Genomic DNA, 17,893 nt, shown 5'->3' on the forward strand with positions numbered 1-17,893 from the left:
GCTTCCTGAGACACTTCATGGCGGGGGTGCCGCCGGTGCCGATGTAAGAATGCGGGTCGGCAGACGCCACCGGGGATTGTTGACAGGCGCCGCACCAGTGCGCACGGTCACAGCGGCCGGACATGCTGGCCGCGGTGCTTAATCGCTGCGAGACCTGATGCCCAAGGCTTCTGTTCAAGATGCGCAACCCGCCCCGGCGACGAAGCCGGCGCTCGGCTTTCTCGATGGCGGCGGCGAGATGGGCGAGCGGATTCGCGCGTTCGACTGGTCGGGACACCCCTTCGGCCCTCCGCAGGACTGGCCGCTGGCGATCAAGGTCGCGGTCAGCCTCTGCCTCCATTCGAGCTTCCCGATCGCGCTCTATTGGGGCCCGGAGCTTCGCCTGCTCTACAACGACGCGTCCGCGGCGGTGATCGCGGAGCGGCATCCCTCGGCGCTTGGCCAGCGGGGCGCTGACGTGCGCTACGATAGCTGGCACCTGATCGGCTCCAGGCTTGAAACCGTCTTCTCGACCGGTGAAGGCTATTCGACCGCCGACCAGCATATTCCGATGGTGCTGCACGGCGTGCCGACCGATACATGGTGGACCTACAGCATCTCGCCGATCCGGGACGAGAACGGCGTGGTGCTGGGCGTGATGAGCCAGGGCCATGACACCACGGCCAAGGCGCTCGCCGAAGCCTCGCTGCGCGCGAGCGAGGAGCGGCTGACCATGGCGCTCGATGCGTCGGGCAATGTCGGCACCTGGGAATGGGATCTGGCCAGCGACACGGTCGTCGGCGACGAACGGATGGCGCGGCTTTACGGCATCGATCCGAAGCATGCGCGAGAGGGGGCACCAGCCTCCGCCTATATGGCGCATATCCATCCTGACGATTACCTGCCGTTCAGCAAGGTGATGCAGGCCGCCTTTGCGCAGGAAAGCCCGGTCTCGACCGAATATCGCCTCGCGCTGCCCGATGGCACCGGGCGCTGGCTGGCGGTGCAGGGGCGCAGCCGCAATGGCCCGGACGGAAGGCCGGAGCGCTTTTCCGGCGTCACGCTCGACATCACCGAGGCCAAGCTGAACGAGGCGGCGCTGCGCCATGCGAAGGACGAACGCGAGTTCATCCTCGCGCTGGTCGAGCGGCAACGCACGCAGCAGGATCCGGACGACGTGATGCAACTCACCGCGGAAGCGGTCGGGCGCCAGCTGAAGGTGAATCGCGCGGGTTTCTTCCAGGTGAGCGACGACACCGTCATCCATTACGGCGCGTGCTGGTCCGACGGATTGCCCCCGCTGATCGGGTCGGTGCCGTCGGCCAGTTTCGGGGTAGAACTGGGCGAGGTGATCCGCGCGGGGCGCACTCTCGTGTTCAGCGCGCCGACCGATGCGCTCCGGCCAAGTGATGCGGCACTCGATACGACCGGGTCGCGGGCCGGGATCAGCGTACCGCTGGTGCGCGACGGACGGTGGGAAGCAGGCTTCTATCTGAGCCATGCAGAGCCGCGGGCATGGACCCCGGGAGAGATCGCGCTGGTCGAGGAAACCGCGCAACTCTGCTGGGATGCGGTCGCGCGGGTGCGGGCCACCGCGGGACTTCGCGCGATGAACGAGAGCCTTGTCGGGGAAGTCGTCGCGCGCACCGCCGAGCGCGACCGGATCTGGGAGGTGAGCCAGGATCTTCTCGGCGTCGCCGATGCGGATGGCGTCTGGCAGAGCGTCAATCCGGCCTGGACCCGGGTGCTCGGCTGGTCCGCGGACGAGATCGTCGGCAAGCGTTCGGCATGGATGCTCCATCCCGACGATGTCGAGCGCACGCGGGAGCAGGTTGCGGCAGTTGCCCGGGGCGAAGCGATTGCGGGTTTCGAGAACCGGTTCAGGACCAGGACGGGAGAATATCGCACGCTCTCGTGGCGAGACAATGTCGTCGACCGCAAAATCTATGCGACGGCGCGCGACGTCACCGACGAACGGCGCCGGCAGGAGGTGCTGCTAGCGGCGGAGGAGCGGACCCGGCTCGTGCTGGAGGCGATGGATGGGGTCGGCGTGTGGACCTATGACGTGGTCGCCGATCGCTTCAGCAGCGATACGAGCTTCGCGACGCTGTACGGGTTCGATGTGGCGCAGCAATCGAGCGGCGTGACGATGGCTGAGGTGCTGGCACGAATCCATCCCGACGATATCGCCAAGGTACTGAAATCGATTGCCGATGCGCGCGACGTGATCGGGGACGGCGAGATCGAGTATCGCCTGTTGCGGCCCGACGGTTCGGTCCGCTGGATCATGACGCGAAGCCACCTGCTGCGCGACGCGGCCGGCCTGCCCGAGACCGCCATCGGGGTGGGCGTCGACGTCACCCGGCAACGCGAGCTTGAGGACCGGCTGCGCCAGGCGCAGAAGATGGAGGCGGTCGGCCAGCTGACCGGCGGGCTGGCGCACGACTTCAACAACCTGCTGACCGCCATTTCCGGCGCGATGGAAATGATGCAGATGCGGCTGAAGCAGGGCCGCATCGCCGACCTGTCCCGCTATATCGGCGCGGCGCAGACGGCGTCGGGGCGCGCCGCGGCGCTGACCCATCGCCTGCTTGCCTTTGCACGGCGCCAGCCGCTCGATCCGAAGCCGATCGACATCAATCGGCTGGTCGCCGGCATGGAGGACCTGATTCGCGGCACGGCCGGACCGGGGGTGCAGGTCGAGGTGGTGAAGGGGGCCGGCGCACTGCCGACCCTCGTCGATCCCAACCAGCTTGAGAACGCGTTGCTCAACCTGTGCATCAATGCGCGCGACGCGATGCCCGACGGAGGCAGGCTGACGATCGAGACCGGCAGCGTGAGGCTCGACGAGAAGACGGCGCAGGAACGCGACCTCATTCCCGGAGAGTATCTGTCGCTATGCGTGGGCGATACCGGCACCGGCATGACGCCGGAAGTGATCGCTCGGGCATTCGATCCGTTCTTCACGACCAAGCCGATGGGGCAGGGCACAGGCCTAGGCCTGTCGATGATCTACGGCTTCGCGCGTCAGTCGGGCGGGCAGGTGCGGATTCAGTCAGTGGTCGGACAGGGCACGACCATGTGCCTGTATCTGCCGTGCCATGACGGTCCGATCGACGATGACGGCCAGGCCGGCGGTGCGCGCGAGGCGCCGCGCAGCGACAAGGGCGAGGCGGTGCTGGTGGTCGATGACGAGCCGGCGGTGCGCATGCTGGTGACCGAGATCCTGGGCGAGCTGGGCTATGCGGCGATCGAGGCGGGCGACGGGCCCGAGGCGCTGGTCGTGCTTCAGTCCGATGCGCGGATCGACCTGCTCGTCACTGATGTCGGCCTGCCCGGCGGGATGAACGGGCGGCAGGTGGCGGATGCCGCCCGGGCGGCACGGCCGGGTATACCGGTGCTGTTCATTACCGGGTTCGCGGAGAATGCGGTGGTCGGCGACGGCCCGCTCGACGCGGGGATGGAACTGGTGACCAAGCCGTTCTCGATGGAGGCGCTGGCGGCGCGGATCAGGGATATGATCGCGCGGGTGTGAACGGCTAGGCTGCCCGGTCCCGCTTCTCGACCATGTCCTTGCGCCGCAGATAGGGGGCGACCAGGTTGCGGGCGCGGAACCATTCCTGCCGTTCCGGGCTGAGCGTCTCGAAATTGCCGATCACGCGGCGGCATTCAGGGCTGCGGCACTGGCAGATCATGTGCCAGTTCGATTCCTTGAGCGTGGTCGAATAGTCCCAGGCGATCTCCTCGCCCGGCGCGATGTCGCGCACCGCGACCAGGAACACGCTACCCGCCGCGAAGCGGAGGCCGGCATTGGGCGCGCAGCTATGGTTGATCAGGTCGTCGATCCGGCCTGACGGGCCCATATAATGATCGGGCGTCACCTGCACGAAGCGGTCGCTCGATCCGCGCATCAGGCTGGGGATGCGGTCGGCGCGAAAGCGGCGGCCGGTGAAGCGGATGATCGTCTCGCCCTCAGCGAAGCCGAGCGCTGCATAGACCGTCTTGCCCAGATGAGTCTCGCCGACGGAGAACAGGTTGGCGGTCGGGCTATAGGCATCGAGTATGTAGAAACGACCGTCGCGAAAGCCGAGCGAGCGCAGCGGGTTGATCGTGGCGAGGCCGACCATGAACCAGACGCTGGCGTGGCAGGCCAGTTCGACGAACAGATAGGCATATTCGCCGACATGCTGGTCGCCGCTGCGGGTCGCGACCAGAAGCGTGGCGAGATCGCCGACCGTCCACAGGCCCCAGGCGGGTGAGCGTTCGCGGGTGCGGTCCTGCCATACGCTTTCCCAGGTCGGCCAGAAGCTGACCGGCACCGCCGCGACGACGAGCATATGCGCCCAGAAAGCGTTGCTCGAGACGATCCAGACGGCGAGCGCGGCAAGGCACGCCGCCATGCAGATCAGCTCGCCTCGCGACGGCGCTGCCCAGTTGGAGCGGCGCCAGATGCCGAGCGTGACGATGACGCAGGCGATCGAGGCAAGACCGAATACCCAGCTTTGCAGCGCGCCCGGATTGACCGCCGCATAGGTGCCGGCCTCGACCGCGGTTGCCGCGCTCCAGATCAGCCAGGAGGCTCGATTGGGCTGCACGAGCTGACGGCGCAGGCCGGTCAGATAGACGGCATACCCCCCCAGGCTGCAGACGATCGCGACAATGAACCAGGGTTCGATGGGCATGTCCGGTTACCGTTTTGGTTAACCGTATTTAAGCCAAGGTGCGACTCTCGTCCATCGAAAAGCCAGGAGTCACCGCGAGTCGCGGCGAATCTCGAATCATCCGAATCGCTTAACTGGTGGATTCGAGTCCGCCGATATGCCCGATGATATCGGCATAGATATCGGTCAGCGCGGTGAGATCGTCGATCGCCACTGCCTCATCCAGCTTGTGCATCGTCGCGTTGATCAGGCCGAACTCGACCACAGGGCAGAGCGCGGAGAGAAAGCGGGCGTCGGAAGTGCCGCCGGTGGTGGACAATTCCGGCCGGATGCCCTGCCGTGCCTCGATCGCATTGCCGATCAGCGTTGAAAGCGCACCCGGCGCCGTCAGGAACGCGTCACCCGAGACACGGGCGAGCATTGTCGCCTCCGGGGCGTGGCGGTGGACAATCTCCTCGATCCGCGCGGCGAGTTCCTCACCCTTGTGCAGATCATTGTAGCGGATGCTGAGACGTGCCGAGGCGTGGGCCGGGATGACGTTGGTCGCCGGGTTGCCGACGGTGATATCAGTCGCCTCGATGTTAGACGGCTGGAACCACTCATTGCCCTGGTCCAGCACGATGGCATCGATCTCGGCAAGGATAGCGACCAGTTTCGGGATCGGATTGTCGGCGAGATGCGGATAGGCGACATGCCCCTGTCGCCCGGGCACGTCGATCCAGATGTTGACCGAACCGCGCCGCCCGATCTTGATCATATCGCCCAGTCGCGAAACCGACGTAGGTTCCCCGACCAGACAGAAATCCGGTTTCAGGCCGCGTGCGGTCATTCGGTCGATCAGCGCTCGCGTGCCGAAGATGGCGGGGCCTTCCTCGTCGCCGGTGATGATCAGGCTCTGCGTGCCCGTGGCAGGCGCTTGGCCGAGCGCAGCGACGAACGCTGCGATCGCCCCCTTCATGTCGACCGCACCGCGCCCGTGGAGCAGGCCGCCACGCACCTCCGGCTCGAATGCCCCGCTCGTCCAGCCCGCACCGGGCGGCACGACATCGAGATGTCCGGCAAAGGCGAAATGCGGGCCGCCATTGCCTCGCACCGCGAGCAGGTTCTCGACGGGGCCGTCCGGCGCCTCGCCGACGACGAAGCGGTCGACATGGAACCCGAGGGGTACGAGAGCAGCCTCAAGCACGTCGAACACGCTGCCGCGCGCGGGGGGTGACGCTCTCGCAGGCGATCAGCGCCTTGGTCAGGGCGACGACATCGGGCATTGTGGTCATGGCATCCATGGGAGGGGACATTGCCCAAGCTCGATCTCGATACAATCCCGCAGACCAATGCGACCGGTTATCCGTCGCCACATTCCGAGAAGGTCCAGGGCCGCTGGTATCGTCGCCTTGCGCCGGCATCGGGGTTGAACGATTTCGGGGTGAGCCATGTCACGCTGGAGCCGGGCGCATGGTCTTCGCAACGGCATTGGCACGAGGGCGAGGATGAGTTCGTCGTGATGCTGGCCGGCGAAGCGGTCCTGGTCGACGACAATGGGGAGACGGTGATGCGCGCCGGCGACTGCGCGGCCTTTCCGAAGGACGACGGTAACGGTCATGTGCTCCAGAACCGCAGCGACGCCGTGTGCGTATTCGTCGCGGTCGGGCGGCCGTCGGAAACCGATTGCCACTACCCGGACATCGACATGCACCTGTTTTCCGGAAAGGGATTCCGGCGGAAGGACGGCGGCGATTTTTAACGCCATTCCACCCCCGACTTGCCTGGGGTGGAATTAGGCGACCGGCACCTCGAACTTCTCGATCACCCATTCCTCTTCCTGCGCGCCGGCGATCCAGTCCTGCATGAAGGGGTGCTGCAGTACCGCGTCCATATAGCCGGCGGCGAAGCGGGCGATGGGCAGGCTGTAGGTGACGATTCGGGTGACGACCGGCGCGAACATCATGTCGGCCGCGCCGAACTCCCCGAACAGGAACTGGCCGTCGCCGCCGAAACGGGCGCGTGCCTGTGCCCACAGTTCCATGATACGACCGAGATCGGCGAGCACGTCCTCGTCGGGCCGCTTGGGCGGGAAGACCTGGCGGATGTTCATGCTGTGCTTGCGGCGCAGCGCAGTGAAGCTCGAATGCATTTCCGCTGCCATCGAGCGCGCCATGGCGCGGGCATTGTCGTCCTCGGGCCAGAATTTCGCGCGCTCGGTTTTTTCGGCGAGATATTCGATGATCGCCAGGCTGTCCCACACCACGGCATCGCCGTCCCACAGGATCGGCACCTTGCCCGAGGAGGGAGCGAACTCGTCGCCTTCGCGGCGCTTGTCCCAATCGGCATCGTACAGCGGCACGACCACCTCCTCGAAGGGCAGCCCGGACTGCTTGCAGGCGAGCCAGCCGCGCAGCGACCAGGAGGAATAGGCCTTGTTGCCGATGATGAGCTTGAGCATGGGCGGGGGATAGACGGGCCGGGCGCGGGCGGCAACTCCCACGCCCGGCGTGTCGTTACAGGCCCTTGTTCGGGTTGATCAGGAACTTCTCGCCCGTCGCCTTGCGCGCATAGGCGGCGATCGTCTCGGGTTGCAGCGCCTCGGCAAGCGAGATTTCCGAGGTGTAGTGGCTGGCGAAGGTGGTAGTCAGTTCGGCGGCGACGCGGGCGCGCATGCGCTGGCCGGTTTCCTGCCCGGCCTTCATCAGGAAATAGGTGAGCAGGAATCCGCCCACGCCCCAGGCCATGCCGGTGTTCCGGCCGATCTCGGTCGGGCGCGTGTCGAGCACGCCGTAGATATAGACCTGCTTGTGGGTGGTTGAGCCGTAACGGCTGTACGAGGTCATTTTTCGCGTCGCGGCAACCTCCATCGCGGCAATCAACTGCCCCGCCAGCGGACCGCCGCCGACCGCGTCGAAGGCGAGCGTCGCGCCGGTTTCCATCAGTGCGTCGACAAGCTTGTTACGGAAATCCGGCGCGGTGCTGTCGACGACATATTTCGCGCCGATATCGGTCAGGATCTTCGCCTGGGCTTCGCTGCGGACGACGTTCACCAGCGGCACGCCGTCGGCGATGCAGATTCGGTTGAGCATCTGGCCGAGATTCGAGGCAGCGGCGGTGTGGACCAGCGCGGTATGACCCTCGGTGCGCATCGTCTCGACCATGGCGAGCGCGGTCAGCGGATTGACGAAGCAGGAGGCGCCCTGTGCCGCGGTGGTGCCCTCAGGCAGGACCAGCGCGTCAGCGACACGCATGACGCGATATTGCGAATACATCGATCCACCGAGCACGGCGACGGTACGGCCGATGAGGTGCTTCGCATCGTTGCCTGCGTCGACCACGATGCCGGCGCCTTCATTGCCGACCGCCATCGCCTCGCCGATCCGCGCCTGAAGCGAGGGGAGGAAAGCAGGGTTGACCGATGCGGTCACGAGCGGCCGTTCGGCCGTGCCGCTGGCCGCGATCGTCGACAGGTCCGCCGGGCCGAGCAGCAGGCCAAGGTCGGACGGGTTGAGCGGCGCCGCCTCCATGCGGACGACGATCTGGTCGGCGCCAGGGGCGGGAATCGCAACATCGTCCAGCGAGAGGCGAAGCTCGCCTTCGGGGGTGATCAGCGAACTGATCTGCAGGCCGGTCGTGATGGTCATCGCGTTTCTCCCATTTTTATGGGTAGCGATATGCAACGGAATTGGAGGCAGTGCGAGGGGGAATTATGCCGTTCAGCCGATCGCCTCGATCACAGCAGCGCGCAGCTCGGGGATGCCGAGGCCGGTCTCGCTCGAGGTTTCGAGGATATCGGGATGCGCCGCAGGCCGCTTGCGGACTTCCTCGGCGGTCTTCGCGGTGATCTCGGCAAGCTCGCTTGGCTTGATCTTGTCGGCCTTGGTCAGGACGATGCGGTAGCTGACGGCGGCCTTGTCGAGCATCTCGAGAATCTCGCGGTCGACATCCTTGATGCCGTGGCGGGCGTCGATCAATACCAGGACACGCTTGAGCTCCTGCCGACCACGCAGGAAGTCGTTGACCAGGAATCGCCATTTCTTGACGACGTCCTTGGGCGCCTTGGCGAAACCATAGCCCGGCATGTCGACCAGCCGGAAGACGAGGGGATCCCCCACGTCGAAGAAGTTCAGTTCCTGCGTGCGGCCCGGCGTGTTCGACGTGCGGGCAAGCGCGTTGCGACCGGTCAGCGCGTTGAGCAGCGACGACTTGCCGACGTTGGAGCGACCGGCGAACGCGATCTCGGGTACGGTCGCGTCAGGCAGGAATTCCAGCTTGGGCGCCGATTTCAGGAAAGCGACGGGGCCGGCGAAGGTCTTTCGCGCGGCCTCGATCATGTCGGGTTCGAAGGGATCAGCCATGGGTCATTTCGCTATCGCCACTTTCATCCCCGGATGCCGCGCATAGAGCAGGCGCTGCTGGAGGATGGTCAGCGTGTTCGAGGTGATCCAGTAGATCTGCAGGCCGACCGCGAACGGGGCCATCACGAACATCAACACCCAGGGCATCAGCGCGAAGACCTGCTTCTGCGCCTCGTCCATTGGGGCCGGGTTCAGCTTGAACTGGAAATACATCGAGATGCCGAGCAGGACCGGGATGACGCCGATCGCCAGGAAATGGGGCACCGTGAAGGGCAGATAGCCGAACAGGTTGAGGATCGTCGCCGGATCGGGCGCCGACAGATCCTTGATCCACAGCACGAACGGCTGGTGGCGCATTTCGATCGTCAGCAGCAGCACCTTGTAGAGCGCATAGAAGATCGGGATCTGGAGGAAGGTCGGCAGGCAGCCAGCGAGGGGATTGACCTTCTCCGCCTTGTACAGCGCCATGATCTCCTGCTGCTGGCGCGTCTTATCGTCCTTGTGCTTCTCCTGCAGCGCCTTCATCTTGGGCTGGATCGCGCGCATATTAGCCATGGAGGCGAACTGGCGCTGGGCGATCGGGAACATCAGGCCGCGGATCGTCAGCGTGAGCAGGATGATCGCCAGGCCGAAATTGCCGACCATGCGGAACAGCCAGTCGAGATATTTGAAGATCGGCTTTTCGACGATCTCGAACCAGCCCCAGTCGATCGCCTTGCCGAAATGCGGGATTTTCAGTGTGTCCTCATAGCGGTCGAGCGTGTTCACTTCCTTCGCACCCGTGAACAGGTGAGTCGTCGTGATCATCTGCGAGCCGGACGGGATGGTCGCGGCAGCCCGTGACACATCGGCCTGGAAATTGGTTCCGGGGGCCGTGGCGCGGAAGCCGGAATGAACCGCTGCCTTCTGATCGGGGATCAGCGCCGCCAGCCAGTATTTGTCGCCGAACCCGGCCCAACCGCCCACGGTATCGTAATAATTGTCGCCGGGTCGGCCACTGTTGCCGAAAATCTTGTTGAAGAAGCTCGGCTCCTTGCCGTGCAGATTATCATAGGTGATGTCGTAGGTGGTGCCGTTGCCGAAGGTCCCGATCGGCCCGATATGGTTGGTCCAGGTATCAACATCGGCACCCGGGCCGGCGCGCGACACAAGGGCATAGGGCGCAACCTTCACTGCGGCGGCACCGCCATTCATGACCGCCTGATCGGCCGTGAACATGAAATGCTCGTCGACCGCGAGTCGGATCACGAATTTCTGACCGGTCGGGTTTGCCCAGCTAAGCGTCACTGGCTTGCCGGGGCTCAGGACGGGAGCGCTGGCGGTGAAGACGGTATCGGGACCGGGCACGGCGATACCGTCGCCTGACCAGCCGAAGCCGGCAAAATAGGCGTCCTTGGTGCCGGACGGTGACAGGAGCCGGATCGGGGGGGAGTTCTTGTCGATCGTTTCCTTGTATTTGAGCAGCACCAGATCATCGATCCGCGCGCCCTTCAGGTTGATCGACCCCTTCAGTTCCGAGGTCTCGACCAGCACGCGTGGGGATTCCGCCAGCACGATCTTGCGATCACGCGTCGCGGTGCTGCTGTTTGCCGCCGGGCTTGCGCCGGGATTCGCGACGATCTCGGTCTTGCCGCGCTCGATCTTCGTCACGGGCGGGTTGGCCGCCGGGAAGAACTTCGCCGTCACGATCGGCCAGCCGAACAGGACCAGCGCGGCGAACACCGCGAACAGGATGAAATTCTTGTTGTCGTTATTCACGTGAGTGATGTCCCGCTCATGATAGGCGTTTGATCCGGCATTTGTTCAGGGAACCGGATCGTGACCGAACCCGCCCCAGGGATGGCACCGCGCGATCCGTCTTGCCGCCAGCCACCCGCCCTTCAGCGCGCCATAGCGGCGAAGGGCCTCGATTGCATAGCTTGAACAGGTCGGCTGATAGCGGCAGCTCGGCGGCAGGATGACTGACGGACCGATCTGCCAGAAGCGGACAAGGGCCACGAGGAGGCGGGTCAGCATGCCGCGGACCCCCGGTCTTCGTCATCCCGGACTTGTTTCGGGGCGCACGGTGTAGCGCGCATAGCGCTCGAAATGCGCTCGTTACGCCTGCGGAAGAGTGGATGCCGGAACAAGTCTGGCATGACGGAGGGGGAGGAGTTCGTCACCGCGCCACCTTCGTCAGCGCCTTGACGAGATCCGCCCTGAGCTGGGCGAAGTCGCGTTCAATGCCACCATTACGTCCGATCAGCACATGATCCGCGCCACGAATGCCCGATTCGGGCAGCAGGTCACGGGCGAGCGCGCGCAGGCGGCGCTTCATGCGGTTGCGCACAACCGCATTGCCGATCTTCTTGGTGACGGTGTACCCGATTCGCATCAATGGATCGCCATCGGCGCGATCACGCACGAGCAGGACGAATCCCGGCATCGGTGCGCGTTTTCCCGCATTCGCCGCGAGAAAATCGCGGCGGATGCGTAGAGTGGTCAGGCCGACAGCTTCTTGCGGCCGCGATTGCGACGAGCGCGAATCACGTTGCGGCCGCCCGGAGTCGCCATCCGCGACCGGAAACCGTGCCGGCGCGCGCGCACCAGATTGCTCGGCTGAAAGGTCCGCTTCATCGTTCATTCCCTGGTCGTCTGAATAGAAAAGGGCCGCCACGCGGACGGCCTCGTAGCGGGTGCCCTTAGGCAAAGAGTGCGGGTTAGTCAACGTTCGAGGGCCTCGCGCTCGCGGCGACGGCGGGCGCTCGCACGGCGGAGACCCATGTCGGCGTAACGGCCGAGCCTTGGCCAGCGGCGCTTGCCATGGACGAACTGCCGTTTCGCCCAGCGCGAATTCTGCAGCATCAGCGCCAGCCCGCCTGCGAAGACGAAGATACCGCCCGGTCCGGGGAGTATGCCGACGAGCGGCGTCGCGATCAGCAGCAGGACGCCCAGCCAGAACAGGCAGAAGCGGATCGTCGGATGGCGTGTCCTGTGCATGAGGTGTGATGTGGGTTCGGTGTGTTGGTTTGACAAGACACTTGTTCCTGATCGGGGACCGGTTTCTTCCCGGACAAAACTGCGTATGAACAACGCTCTTCCGGGGGAGACGGGGCAATATGGTCGCGAGCGTATCGACGGTGGCGTATCTCGGCCTCGAGGCGCGCGCCGTCGAAGTGCAGGTCCAGCTGATCCCTGGCCTGCCCGCCTTCAACGTCGTCGGCCTGGCCGACAAGGCCGTGGCGGAAAGTCGCGAGCGGGTGCGCGGCGCGATCGCGGCGATGGGCCTGTCGTTGCCGCCCAAACGCATCGTCGTGAATCTGTCGCCGGCCGATCTGCCCAAGGAAGGGTCGCATTTCGATCTGCCGATCGCGCTGGCGCTGCTCGGGGCTATGGGCGTGGTCGATGCCGAGACGCTGGCCGATTATGTCGTGGTGGGCGAACTGGGTCTCGACGCGCGGGTGGCTTCCTCGCCTGGCGTGTTGCTCGCGGCGCTTCATGCGTCGGAGATCGGCAAGGGGCTCGTCTGCCCAGTCGCACAAGGCCCGGAAGCTGCCTGGGCGAGCGGCGTACAGGTGCTGGCCGCGCCCGACATCCTGGCATTGCTCAATCATTTCAAAGGCCACGGCCTGCTCTCCGCGCCGCAGCCGGGCGAGATCGAGGAAGTCGGATTCGGCCCGGATCTGGCCCAGGTGAAGGGTCAGGAAACCGCCAAGCGCGCGCTGGAGATCGCGGCGGCGGGCGGCCACAATATGGTGATGGTCGGCCCGCCGGGCGCGGGCAAATCGCTGATGGCGGCGTGCCTGCCGGGCATCCTGCCCCCGCTCGATGTCGCCGAGGCGCTCGAGGTGTCGATGGTGGCGAGCGTCGCCGGCACGCTCAGCGGCGGGCGGTTGACCCGCACGCGGCCATTCCGCGCGCCGCATCATTCGGCGTCGATGGCGGCGCTGGTCGGCGGCGGGCTGAAGGTGAAGCCGGGCGAAGTGAGCCTCGCCCATCTCGGCGTGCTGTTCCTCGACGAACTGCCGGAATTCCAGCGGGCGGTGCTCGATTCGCTGCGCCAGCCGCTGGAGACGGGCACGATCAGCGTCGCGCGGGCCAATGCGCATGTGACCTTCCCGGCGCGGGTACAACTGATCGCGGCGATGAACCCGTGTCGGTGCGGCCATCTTGGGGATGCATCGCTCGCCTGTTCGCGGGCCCCGCGCTGCGCGGCGGATTATCAGACCAAGGTTTCCGGGCCGCTGCTCGACCGGATCGACCTGCATGTCGAGGTACAGGCGGTGAGCGCGGCCGATCTCGTCCTGCCGCCGCCGTCGGAAGGATCGAAGGAGGTCGGCGTCCGAGTCGCTGCGGCGCGCGCGATCCAGGCTAAACGCTATGCCGACCATCCCATCCGTACCAACGCCGAAGTGGACGGCGTGCTGCTGGAGGCAGTCGCGACGCCGGACGAGGCGGGCCGCAAGCTGCTGGCCCAGGCATCGGAGGCGATGCGCCTGTCGGCGCGCGGCTACACCCGCATCCTGCGCGTCGCGCGGACGATCGCCGATCTCGCGGGGAGCGAGGGGATAGGGCGCCTCCATGTCGGTGAGGCGCTCAGTTATCGTCGGCAGGCACCGCGGAATTGAAACCCGGGGCGGCCGCATCAGCCGTCCCCGGGAATCAACCCTCGTCGGCAGTCCGATCTATTGGCCGAAGAACTGCTGCACGACCATGTAGCTGGCGCGAGGCGTAAGCAGATCGGCGCCATTGCCTGCAAGCCAGCCATAGGTGTTGATCGCGGGGTCGGTAGAGCTGCGGCCGTTCGGCAACACTGAGCAGAGGCCGAACCATTCCTCTTCCCACGTCGTGTAGAATTGCGCGTTCGCCGGGCCCCAAGGGGCGATCGCGGTGTCGCGGAAATCGTGGACGCCGGATGCGGTCTGGATCGTGGTCGGGTCGGTGACTGACGGGTCCATCCATTTGTACCATTCGTCGGAGAATTCGAAGACCTGGACACCCTGGAGTAGCTGGTTTGCGGCAGCGACCGCGTTATTGCCTACCTGATAGGCGTTGGCCGCCTGGAGATAGGCATAGAGCGCCACCGCGGGGCCCGCGGCCGCCAGCGGCGTTGGCGATGCCATCAGGTCAGCAAGCAGCGTCCCGTAGATCGTCGCGTCAAGCAGGACCCAGCTTGGTGCCGGCAACCCCGGGCTGTCCGGATTTTGCGGGACGCCCTGGAAAAGATAATAATTGCCGGTGTCGCTTTCATAGGCGACCAGCCCGCCAGCATTATAGCCCGGATTGTCGGTGAAGAAGCTCGACGATGTCCGCAAGGCATTGGTCGTGGTGACGACCGCGAGGCTTTCCTGGCCAAGGATCGTACCGGGAAGATAGGGTTGCAGCGTGAGTGTGTCGGTGGTCGGATCGGCGACTGTCGTTCCCCAGACCGCCTGATAGCCATTGGGATTGACGACATAGGGGTCATTTCCACCCATCGTGCCGAAGCTGGTGCCCGCGACCTGAGTGTAACGCATGGCTTGCGGAATGCCGATCTCGCTGAGCACCACCGGCGCCATCGGCAGGTTCGCGGCCTTGCGCTGGCTGAGATAGGAGATGATCGGCGTGGTCGGGCCGGGTGCCGCGTAGAGATTCCAGCCCCACAGGTCGAGGTCGTAGATATCGGTGGAATAAGCGGGCTGGTTGTTCGTGGCGGTCGTCGTGATCTGCCCTGTGCTGTCGACATAGAGCAACTGAGTGTCGGGCACGCCGCCGCCCGGAACGGGGGGCGTGGTATATTGCATCAGCTGAGTCGTCAGCGTGCTGATATCGTCCTGCATCGCCGCGAGGGTGAGCTTGTTGGGCGCCCCCGCCTTCAATGCCTTGCCGACCCGGTTCAGAAAATCCCAATATTCACGATATTGGTACGTGCCGGCGGGTCCAGGCTGGTTGGTCTCGTTGGTGATGTAAAATCCCGCAAGGGCCGGGTGATGGCCATAGCTCTGGCCAAGCCAGGTCGCCGTATCGAGATAATATTGCTGGACCTGGGTATATTCATAGCCGGTGGCCGGGGCTGTGTTCGACGAGAAGAATGCTGCCGTAGACACGCCGACCGACAGGAACACGTAGATCGGATCGACCCCGTCGTTCCAGCACATGTCAAGAAAGCCGTCATGGCAATAATGATACCAATAGGGCGGCGCCTGCTTGGCGTCCGCTCCCTGCGGCATATAGGTCGGATACTCCACGCCGCCTGCCTCGACGTAGCGGATCGGCCCGAGCGCGGTCCAGTCGATCGCACTGTTGCCGGCCGAGGAAACCACGGTGCCGGAGCCGTCCGAGTTCGACATGGTGAAGGGCGGCATGTTGAAGCTGCCATATACGCCGATATTGTTCGCACCGAGCTGGCGGATCAGCCCGTTCGGCCCGACATCACGAGTCCAGATCGGCTGGTACATCATCATGGTTGTGGCGTCGGGACCAGTGCCGTTCATCCCGATATAGTAGAAATCGCCCATCGGCGTGCCGGCCGCGCCGCCGTTGATGTCGAGCGGCGTCGGCTGGTAGCGGACGCCCTTGAAGACGAAGGGGACGGCCGTTCCAGCAATGCCGGAAGTTACCGGCGCAACCGTCACCTGACCGTTCGAAATGCTCCAGGCGGTGTCGGCCGTCGGATAGAGGCCGGAATAGCCCACTGGCTGCTGGGTCGGCAAAGGGGTGGGCGTCGTCGCGGCCATGATATTGCTCCTGCTATCCGGACATCTCCGCGAGCGCCGGTTCGGAAAAATTCGAGCTGAAGGTGTCTCGCGATCCCGGGAGACATTGGGCTGCCCCGGCGTACATGGTGAGATCCCCCCGCTCGTTTCCAGCATAGGCAGGCAGGGGACGCATGCGAAACGAAGTTGGAGGCAAAATGGTGGCTTATGGCCCGATCCGCGGGGCAAAGGCGGCAGTCCGGGCGGATGGCTTGACCTCGACGTAGGAAGTGCCGATATCGGCCCCGAGGCCACGTCCTCGCCCGTGTTGGGAAGCATGTCCGGGACGGCCCGGCTCTTTGAAAGGAGAGCCGTCATGGCTTGGATTCTATTGGTTGTCGCAGGTGTCCTGGAGGTCGTCTGGGCCTTCTTCATGAAGCAGTCGAACGGCTTCACCCGGATCACGCCGTCCGTCATCACGATCGTCACGATGATTGCGAGCTTCGGCCTGCTGTCGGTATCGATGAAGACCCTGCCGCTTGGAACTGCCTATACCATCTGGACCGGCATCGGTGCGATCGGTGCATTCCTGGTGGGCGTCGCCATCCTCGGCGAGCAGGCAAATCCGTTGCGGATCGCCGCTGCGTGCCTGATCATCAGCGGCCTCGCACTGATGAAATACGCGTCGCCGGCGTAAGACAGGGCTTGCCGGTCAGTTCCGACCAGAACGGCTGAACGCTTCGTCCGCGCGACGTCTGAACAAGGATTCGACCGCAGCGGTGTTCGCTGGTGCGCGCGCAACACTCGCCGCGACCGCAGAGTGCAGCGATTTCGACATGCTCAACTGGCCCGGCTCTGCTGCGCGCTGAATCTCCCAGGTGGGGGGAGCCCTGTAACGAAGAAGGGCGGACAACCGCGTGGTTGCCCGCCCTTCCTTAGTAAGCGAGAAGTGCCTCAGACGGTCTTTTTCGGCCGGCCGCGCGGTGCCTTGGGGCCGGCCGGCGCATCGGTTGCGGCGGCTGGGGCCTTGCGCGGACCAGGCTTGCGGCCAAGGCCGATCTTCTTGGCCATGGCACGGCGCGCTTCCGAATAGGTTTCGGCGACCATCGGATAATCGGCCTTCAGGCCGTAGCGTGCACGGTATTCGTCAGGCGTCAGGCCGTGGCCCGAAAGATGACGGCGCAGCGTCTTGTAAGGCTTGCCGTCGATCAATGAGATGATGTGATCCTTCGACGCGAGCGACTTGCGCACGGTAACGGCCGGAACATGCTCCGTCGTTGCCTCCGGTGCTGTTTCCTCTGTGGTCGCGCTAGCGAGTGCTGTCACGGTCGCGTGCATCTTCTGCAGGAAGGCCGGAACTTCTTCAGCCGACACCCGGTTATTGGGATTGCCGAGCCACGCAATGGTCAGCTCGGTCGCGAGCTCGGTTGCGTTGAGATCTGAAGTGTCGTCAGCCATAATTACCTCCAAACTGGATATATAGCCCATTAGCGCGATTGGCGGTGCCGTCAACTGCAATGCATGAATTGTTTTTCGATCTGTCGCTGTCTTTTTTGCAAGAGCGGGGGACAGACATAACTGCACGGAGTCCGTCGGTGCCCATCGGCTTAGATGCGAATGACAACAACGCGTCGGCAACCATATTCTCGACTGTCCGGTGAGGACATTTCACGATCGCCTGACGCAGCTAACCTGATCTCCACCGAGGTGGAGTCCACCTTCTGTCGAGATGTCGAAGCAACTTCATTACAGCGTACAGGGATGGGCTGCTTCAACGATTTGATGAGGGTTGAAAACGCGCCGGGGTGGCTCGCCGCCCCTGCTGGAAGAGGTACCCGAAATAAGAGTGGGGCGTGCAAAAATGCCGATCCTCGCCTGGGTGCCAGCGAGGTGACGAGATCACTTGGAAATCCTGCCGTTGCTGTTGTATGGGGGCTGCCTGCTACCTCAAGTCGCTCTGCACGTGGGGTTCTGCACCGTGCGGGTGTGGTGAAACTGGTAGACGCGCCGGACTCAAAATCCGGTTCCGCAAGGAGTGTCGGTTCGATTCCGACCACCCGCACCAATTCTTCTATCCTTGACCAGCCGTCTCCGGCCCGGTGAGCTTCAATGCCGTTCGGTGCGCGTGTGATAATTCATCAGGGGAGCCGGGGGTTTCGGAAGAACCGGGCGGCAATAAAGTGATCGCGACGTGCCGGCATGTCGTGTGAGACCGGTCACCGTCCATCCGCGTATATCGGGCAGGGGTGTTCTGGCGGCG

The 17,893-nt window shown here is 64.6% G+C and carries 15 protein-coding genes, 1 tRNA gene and 1 pseudogene; 5 read left to right on the forward strand and 12 right to left on the reverse strand.

Annotated features, from left to right (window positions below):
* Positions 1–157: 157 nt before the first annotated feature.
* Positions 158–3,514, forward strand: a complete 3,357-nt coding sequence (locus P0Y59_23720) for a PAS domain-containing protein (GenBank protein ID WEJ99869.1) — start codon at positions 158–160, stop codon at positions 3,512–3,514.
* 4 nt (positions 3,515–3,518) lie between these two features.
* Here the strand turns inward: P0Y59_23720 and P0Y59_23725 are convergent, their stop codons facing one another.
* Together P0Y59_23725 and dapE are read right to left on the reverse strand one after the other, a co-directional pair.
* On the reverse strand, positions 3,519–4,661 hold the full coding sequence (locus P0Y59_23725) for an SET domain-containing protein-lysine N-methyltransferase (protein ID WEJ99870.1): 1,143 nt from the start codon (positions 4,659–4,661) through the stop codon (positions 3,519–3,521).
* 109 nt (positions 4,662–4,770) lie between these two features.
* Positions 4,771–5,914, reverse strand: a pseudogene (dapE, locus tag P0Y59_23730) (succinyl-diaminopimelate desuccinylase).
* A gap of 20 nt (positions 5,915–5,934) precedes the next feature.
* Here dapE and P0Y59_23735 point away from each other — a divergent pair.
* Positions 5,935–6,381 (forward strand): cupin domain-containing protein, encoded by a 447-nt coding sequence (locus tag P0Y59_23735; GenBank protein WEJ99871.1) that lies wholly within the window; start codon positions 5,935–5,937, stop codon positions 6,379–6,381.
* 33 nt (positions 6,382–6,414) lie between these two features.
* Here the strand turns inward: P0Y59_23735 and P0Y59_23740 are convergent, their stop codons facing one another.
* The 8 genes from P0Y59_23740 to P0Y59_23775 all read right to left on the reverse strand — a co-directional run bounded on the left by P0Y59_23740 (position 6,415) and on the right by P0Y59_23775 (position 11,959).
* Complete coding sequence (locus P0Y59_23740) at positions 6,415–7,080, reverse strand: glutathione S-transferase family protein (protein WEJ99872.1); 666 nt, start codon at positions 7,078–7,080, stop codon at positions 6,415–6,417.
* A gap of 55 nt (positions 7,081–7,135) precedes the next feature.
* A complete protein-coding gene (locus P0Y59_23745; GenBank protein WEJ99873.1) occupies positions 7,136–8,266 on the reverse strand; it encodes a zinc-binding dehydrogenase in 1,131 nt (376 codons plus the stop codon).
* A 72-nt stretch (positions 8,267–8,338) separates the two neighbouring features.
* Entirely contained in the window at positions 8,339–8,980 is a 642-nt protein-coding gene (gene yihA, locus P0Y59_23750; protein WEJ99874.1) for a ribosome biogenesis GTP-binding protein YihA/YsxC, read from the reverse strand.
* A 3-nt stretch (positions 8,981–8,983) separates the two neighbouring features.
* Positions 8,984–10,738: a membrane protein insertase YidC gene (yidC, locus tag P0Y59_23755; protein WEJ99875.1), complete on the reverse strand. Its 1,755-nt coding sequence runs from the start codon at positions 10,736–10,738 to the stop codon at positions 8,984–8,986.
* Positions 10,739–10,783: 45 nt separating this feature from the next.
* Entirely contained in the window at positions 10,784–10,996 is a 213-nt protein-coding gene (gene yidD / locus P0Y59_23760) for a membrane protein insertion efficiency factor YidD (GenBank protein ID WEJ99876.1), read from the reverse strand.
* Positions 10,997–11,138: 142 nt separating this feature from the next.
* Complete coding sequence (gene rnpA, locus P0Y59_23765) at positions 11,139–11,465, reverse strand: ribonuclease P protein component (protein WEK02671.1); 327 nt, start codon at positions 11,463–11,465, stop codon at positions 11,139–11,141.
* On the reverse strand, positions 11,462–11,596 hold the full coding sequence (gene rpmH, locus P0Y59_23770) for a 50S ribosomal protein L34 (GenBank protein ID WEK02672.1): 135 nt from the start codon (positions 11,594–11,596) through the stop codon (positions 11,462–11,464). The genes rnpA and rpmH overlap by 4 nt, the downstream gene beginning before the upstream one ends.
* Positions 11,597–11,683: 87 nt before the next feature.
* Positions 11,684–11,959, reverse strand: coding sequence for a hypothetical protein (locus tag P0Y59_23775; protein WEJ99877.1), 276 nt, complete (start codon positions 11,957–11,959; stop codon positions 11,684–11,686).
* A gap of 119 nt (positions 11,960–12,078) precedes the next feature.
* Between P0Y59_23775 and P0Y59_23780 the strand changes: the two genes are divergently transcribed.
* Positions 12,079–13,587 (forward strand): YifB family Mg chelatase-like AAA ATPase, encoded by a 1,509-nt coding sequence (locus P0Y59_23780; GenBank protein ID WEJ99878.1) that lies wholly within the window; start codon positions 12,079–12,081, stop codon positions 13,585–13,587.
* Positions 13,588–13,644: 57 nt separating this feature from the next.
* On the opposite strand, the gene P0Y59_23785 is transcribed toward P0Y59_23780, so the two are convergent.
* The gene (locus P0Y59_23785; GenBank protein ID WEJ99879.1) at positions 13,645–15,675 is read right to left on the reverse strand and encodes a hypothetical protein; all 2,031 of its coding nucleotides are present in this window, start codon (positions 15,673–15,675) and stop codon (positions 13,645–13,647) included.
* Between the two features lie 334 nt (positions 15,676–16,009).
* On the opposite strand from P0Y59_23785, the gene P0Y59_23790 reads away from it, so the two are divergent.
* Entirely contained in the window at positions 16,010–16,330 is a 321-nt protein-coding gene (locus P0Y59_23790) for a multidrug efflux SMR transporter (protein WEJ99880.1), read from the forward strand.
* Positions 16,331–16,587: 257 nt separating this feature from the next.
* Here the strand turns inward: P0Y59_23790 and P0Y59_23795 are convergent, their stop codons facing one another.
* A complete protein-coding gene (locus tag P0Y59_23795) occupies positions 16,588–17,091 on the reverse strand; it encodes a MucR family transcriptional regulator (GenBank protein WEJ99881.1) in 504 nt (167 codons plus the stop codon).
* Between the two features lie 522 nt (positions 17,092–17,613).
* On the opposite strand from P0Y59_23795, the gene P0Y59_23800 reads away from it, so the two are divergent.
* Positions 17,614–17,698 (forward strand) — tRNA-Leu (locus tag P0Y59_23800).
* Positions 17,699–17,893 lie beyond the last annotated feature (195 nt).

The organism is Candidatus Sphingomonas phytovorans, assembly GCA_029202385.1.
Taxonomy (GTDB): domain Bacteria; phylum Pseudomonadota; class Alphaproteobacteria; order Sphingomonadales; family Sphingomonadaceae; genus Sphingomonas; species Sphingomonas phytovorans.

Bases quoted from the DNA above. Each gene is read 5' to 3' on its own strand.
- P0Y59_23745 (WEJ99873.1), bottom strand. From the start codon at position 8,266: ATGACCATCACGACCGGCCTGCAGATCAGTTCGCTGATCACCCCCGAA.
- P0Y59_23725 (WEJ99870.1), bottom strand. From the start codon at position 4,661: ATGCCCATCGAACCCTGGTTCATTGTCGCGATCGTCTGCAGCCTGGGG.
- yihA (WEJ99874.1), bottom strand. From the start codon at position 8,980: ATGGCTGATCCCTTCGAACCCGACATGATCGAGGCCGCGCGAAAGACC.
- P0Y59_23780 (WEJ99878.1), top strand. From the start codon at position 12,079: ATGGTCGCGAGCGTATCGACGGTGGCGTATCTCGGCCTCGAGGCGCGC.
- P0Y59_23775 (WEJ99877.1), bottom strand. From the start codon at position 11,959: ATGCACAGGACACGCCATCCGACGATCCGCTTCTGCCTGTTCTGGCTG.
- P0Y59_23790 (WEJ99880.1), top strand. From the start codon at position 16,010: ATGGCTTGGATTCTATTGGTTGTCGCAGGTGTCCTGGAGGTCGTCTGG.
- P0Y59_23795 (WEJ99881.1), bottom strand. From the start codon at position 17,091: ATGGCTGACGACACTTCAGATCTCAACGCAACCGAGCTCGCGACCGAG.
- P0Y59_23720 (WEJ99869.1), top strand. From the start codon at position 158: ATGCCCAAGGCTTCTGTTCAAGATGCGCAACCCGCCCCGGCGACGAAG.
- P0Y59_23740 (WEJ99872.1), bottom strand. From the start codon at position 7,080: ATGCTCAAGCTCATCATCGGCAACAAGGCCTATTCCTCCTGGTCGCTG.
- rpmH (WEK02672.1), bottom strand. From the start codon at position 11,596: ATGAAGCGGACCTTTCAGCCGAGCAATCTGGTGCGCGCGCGCCGGCAC.
- yidD (WEJ99876.1), bottom strand. From the start codon at position 10,996: ATGCTGACCCGCCTCCTCGTGGCCCTTGTCCGCTTCTGGCAGATCGGT.
- P0Y59_23785 (WEJ99879.1), bottom strand. From the start codon at position 15,675: ATGGCCGCGACGACGCCCACCCCTTTGCCGACCCAGCAGCCAGTGGGC.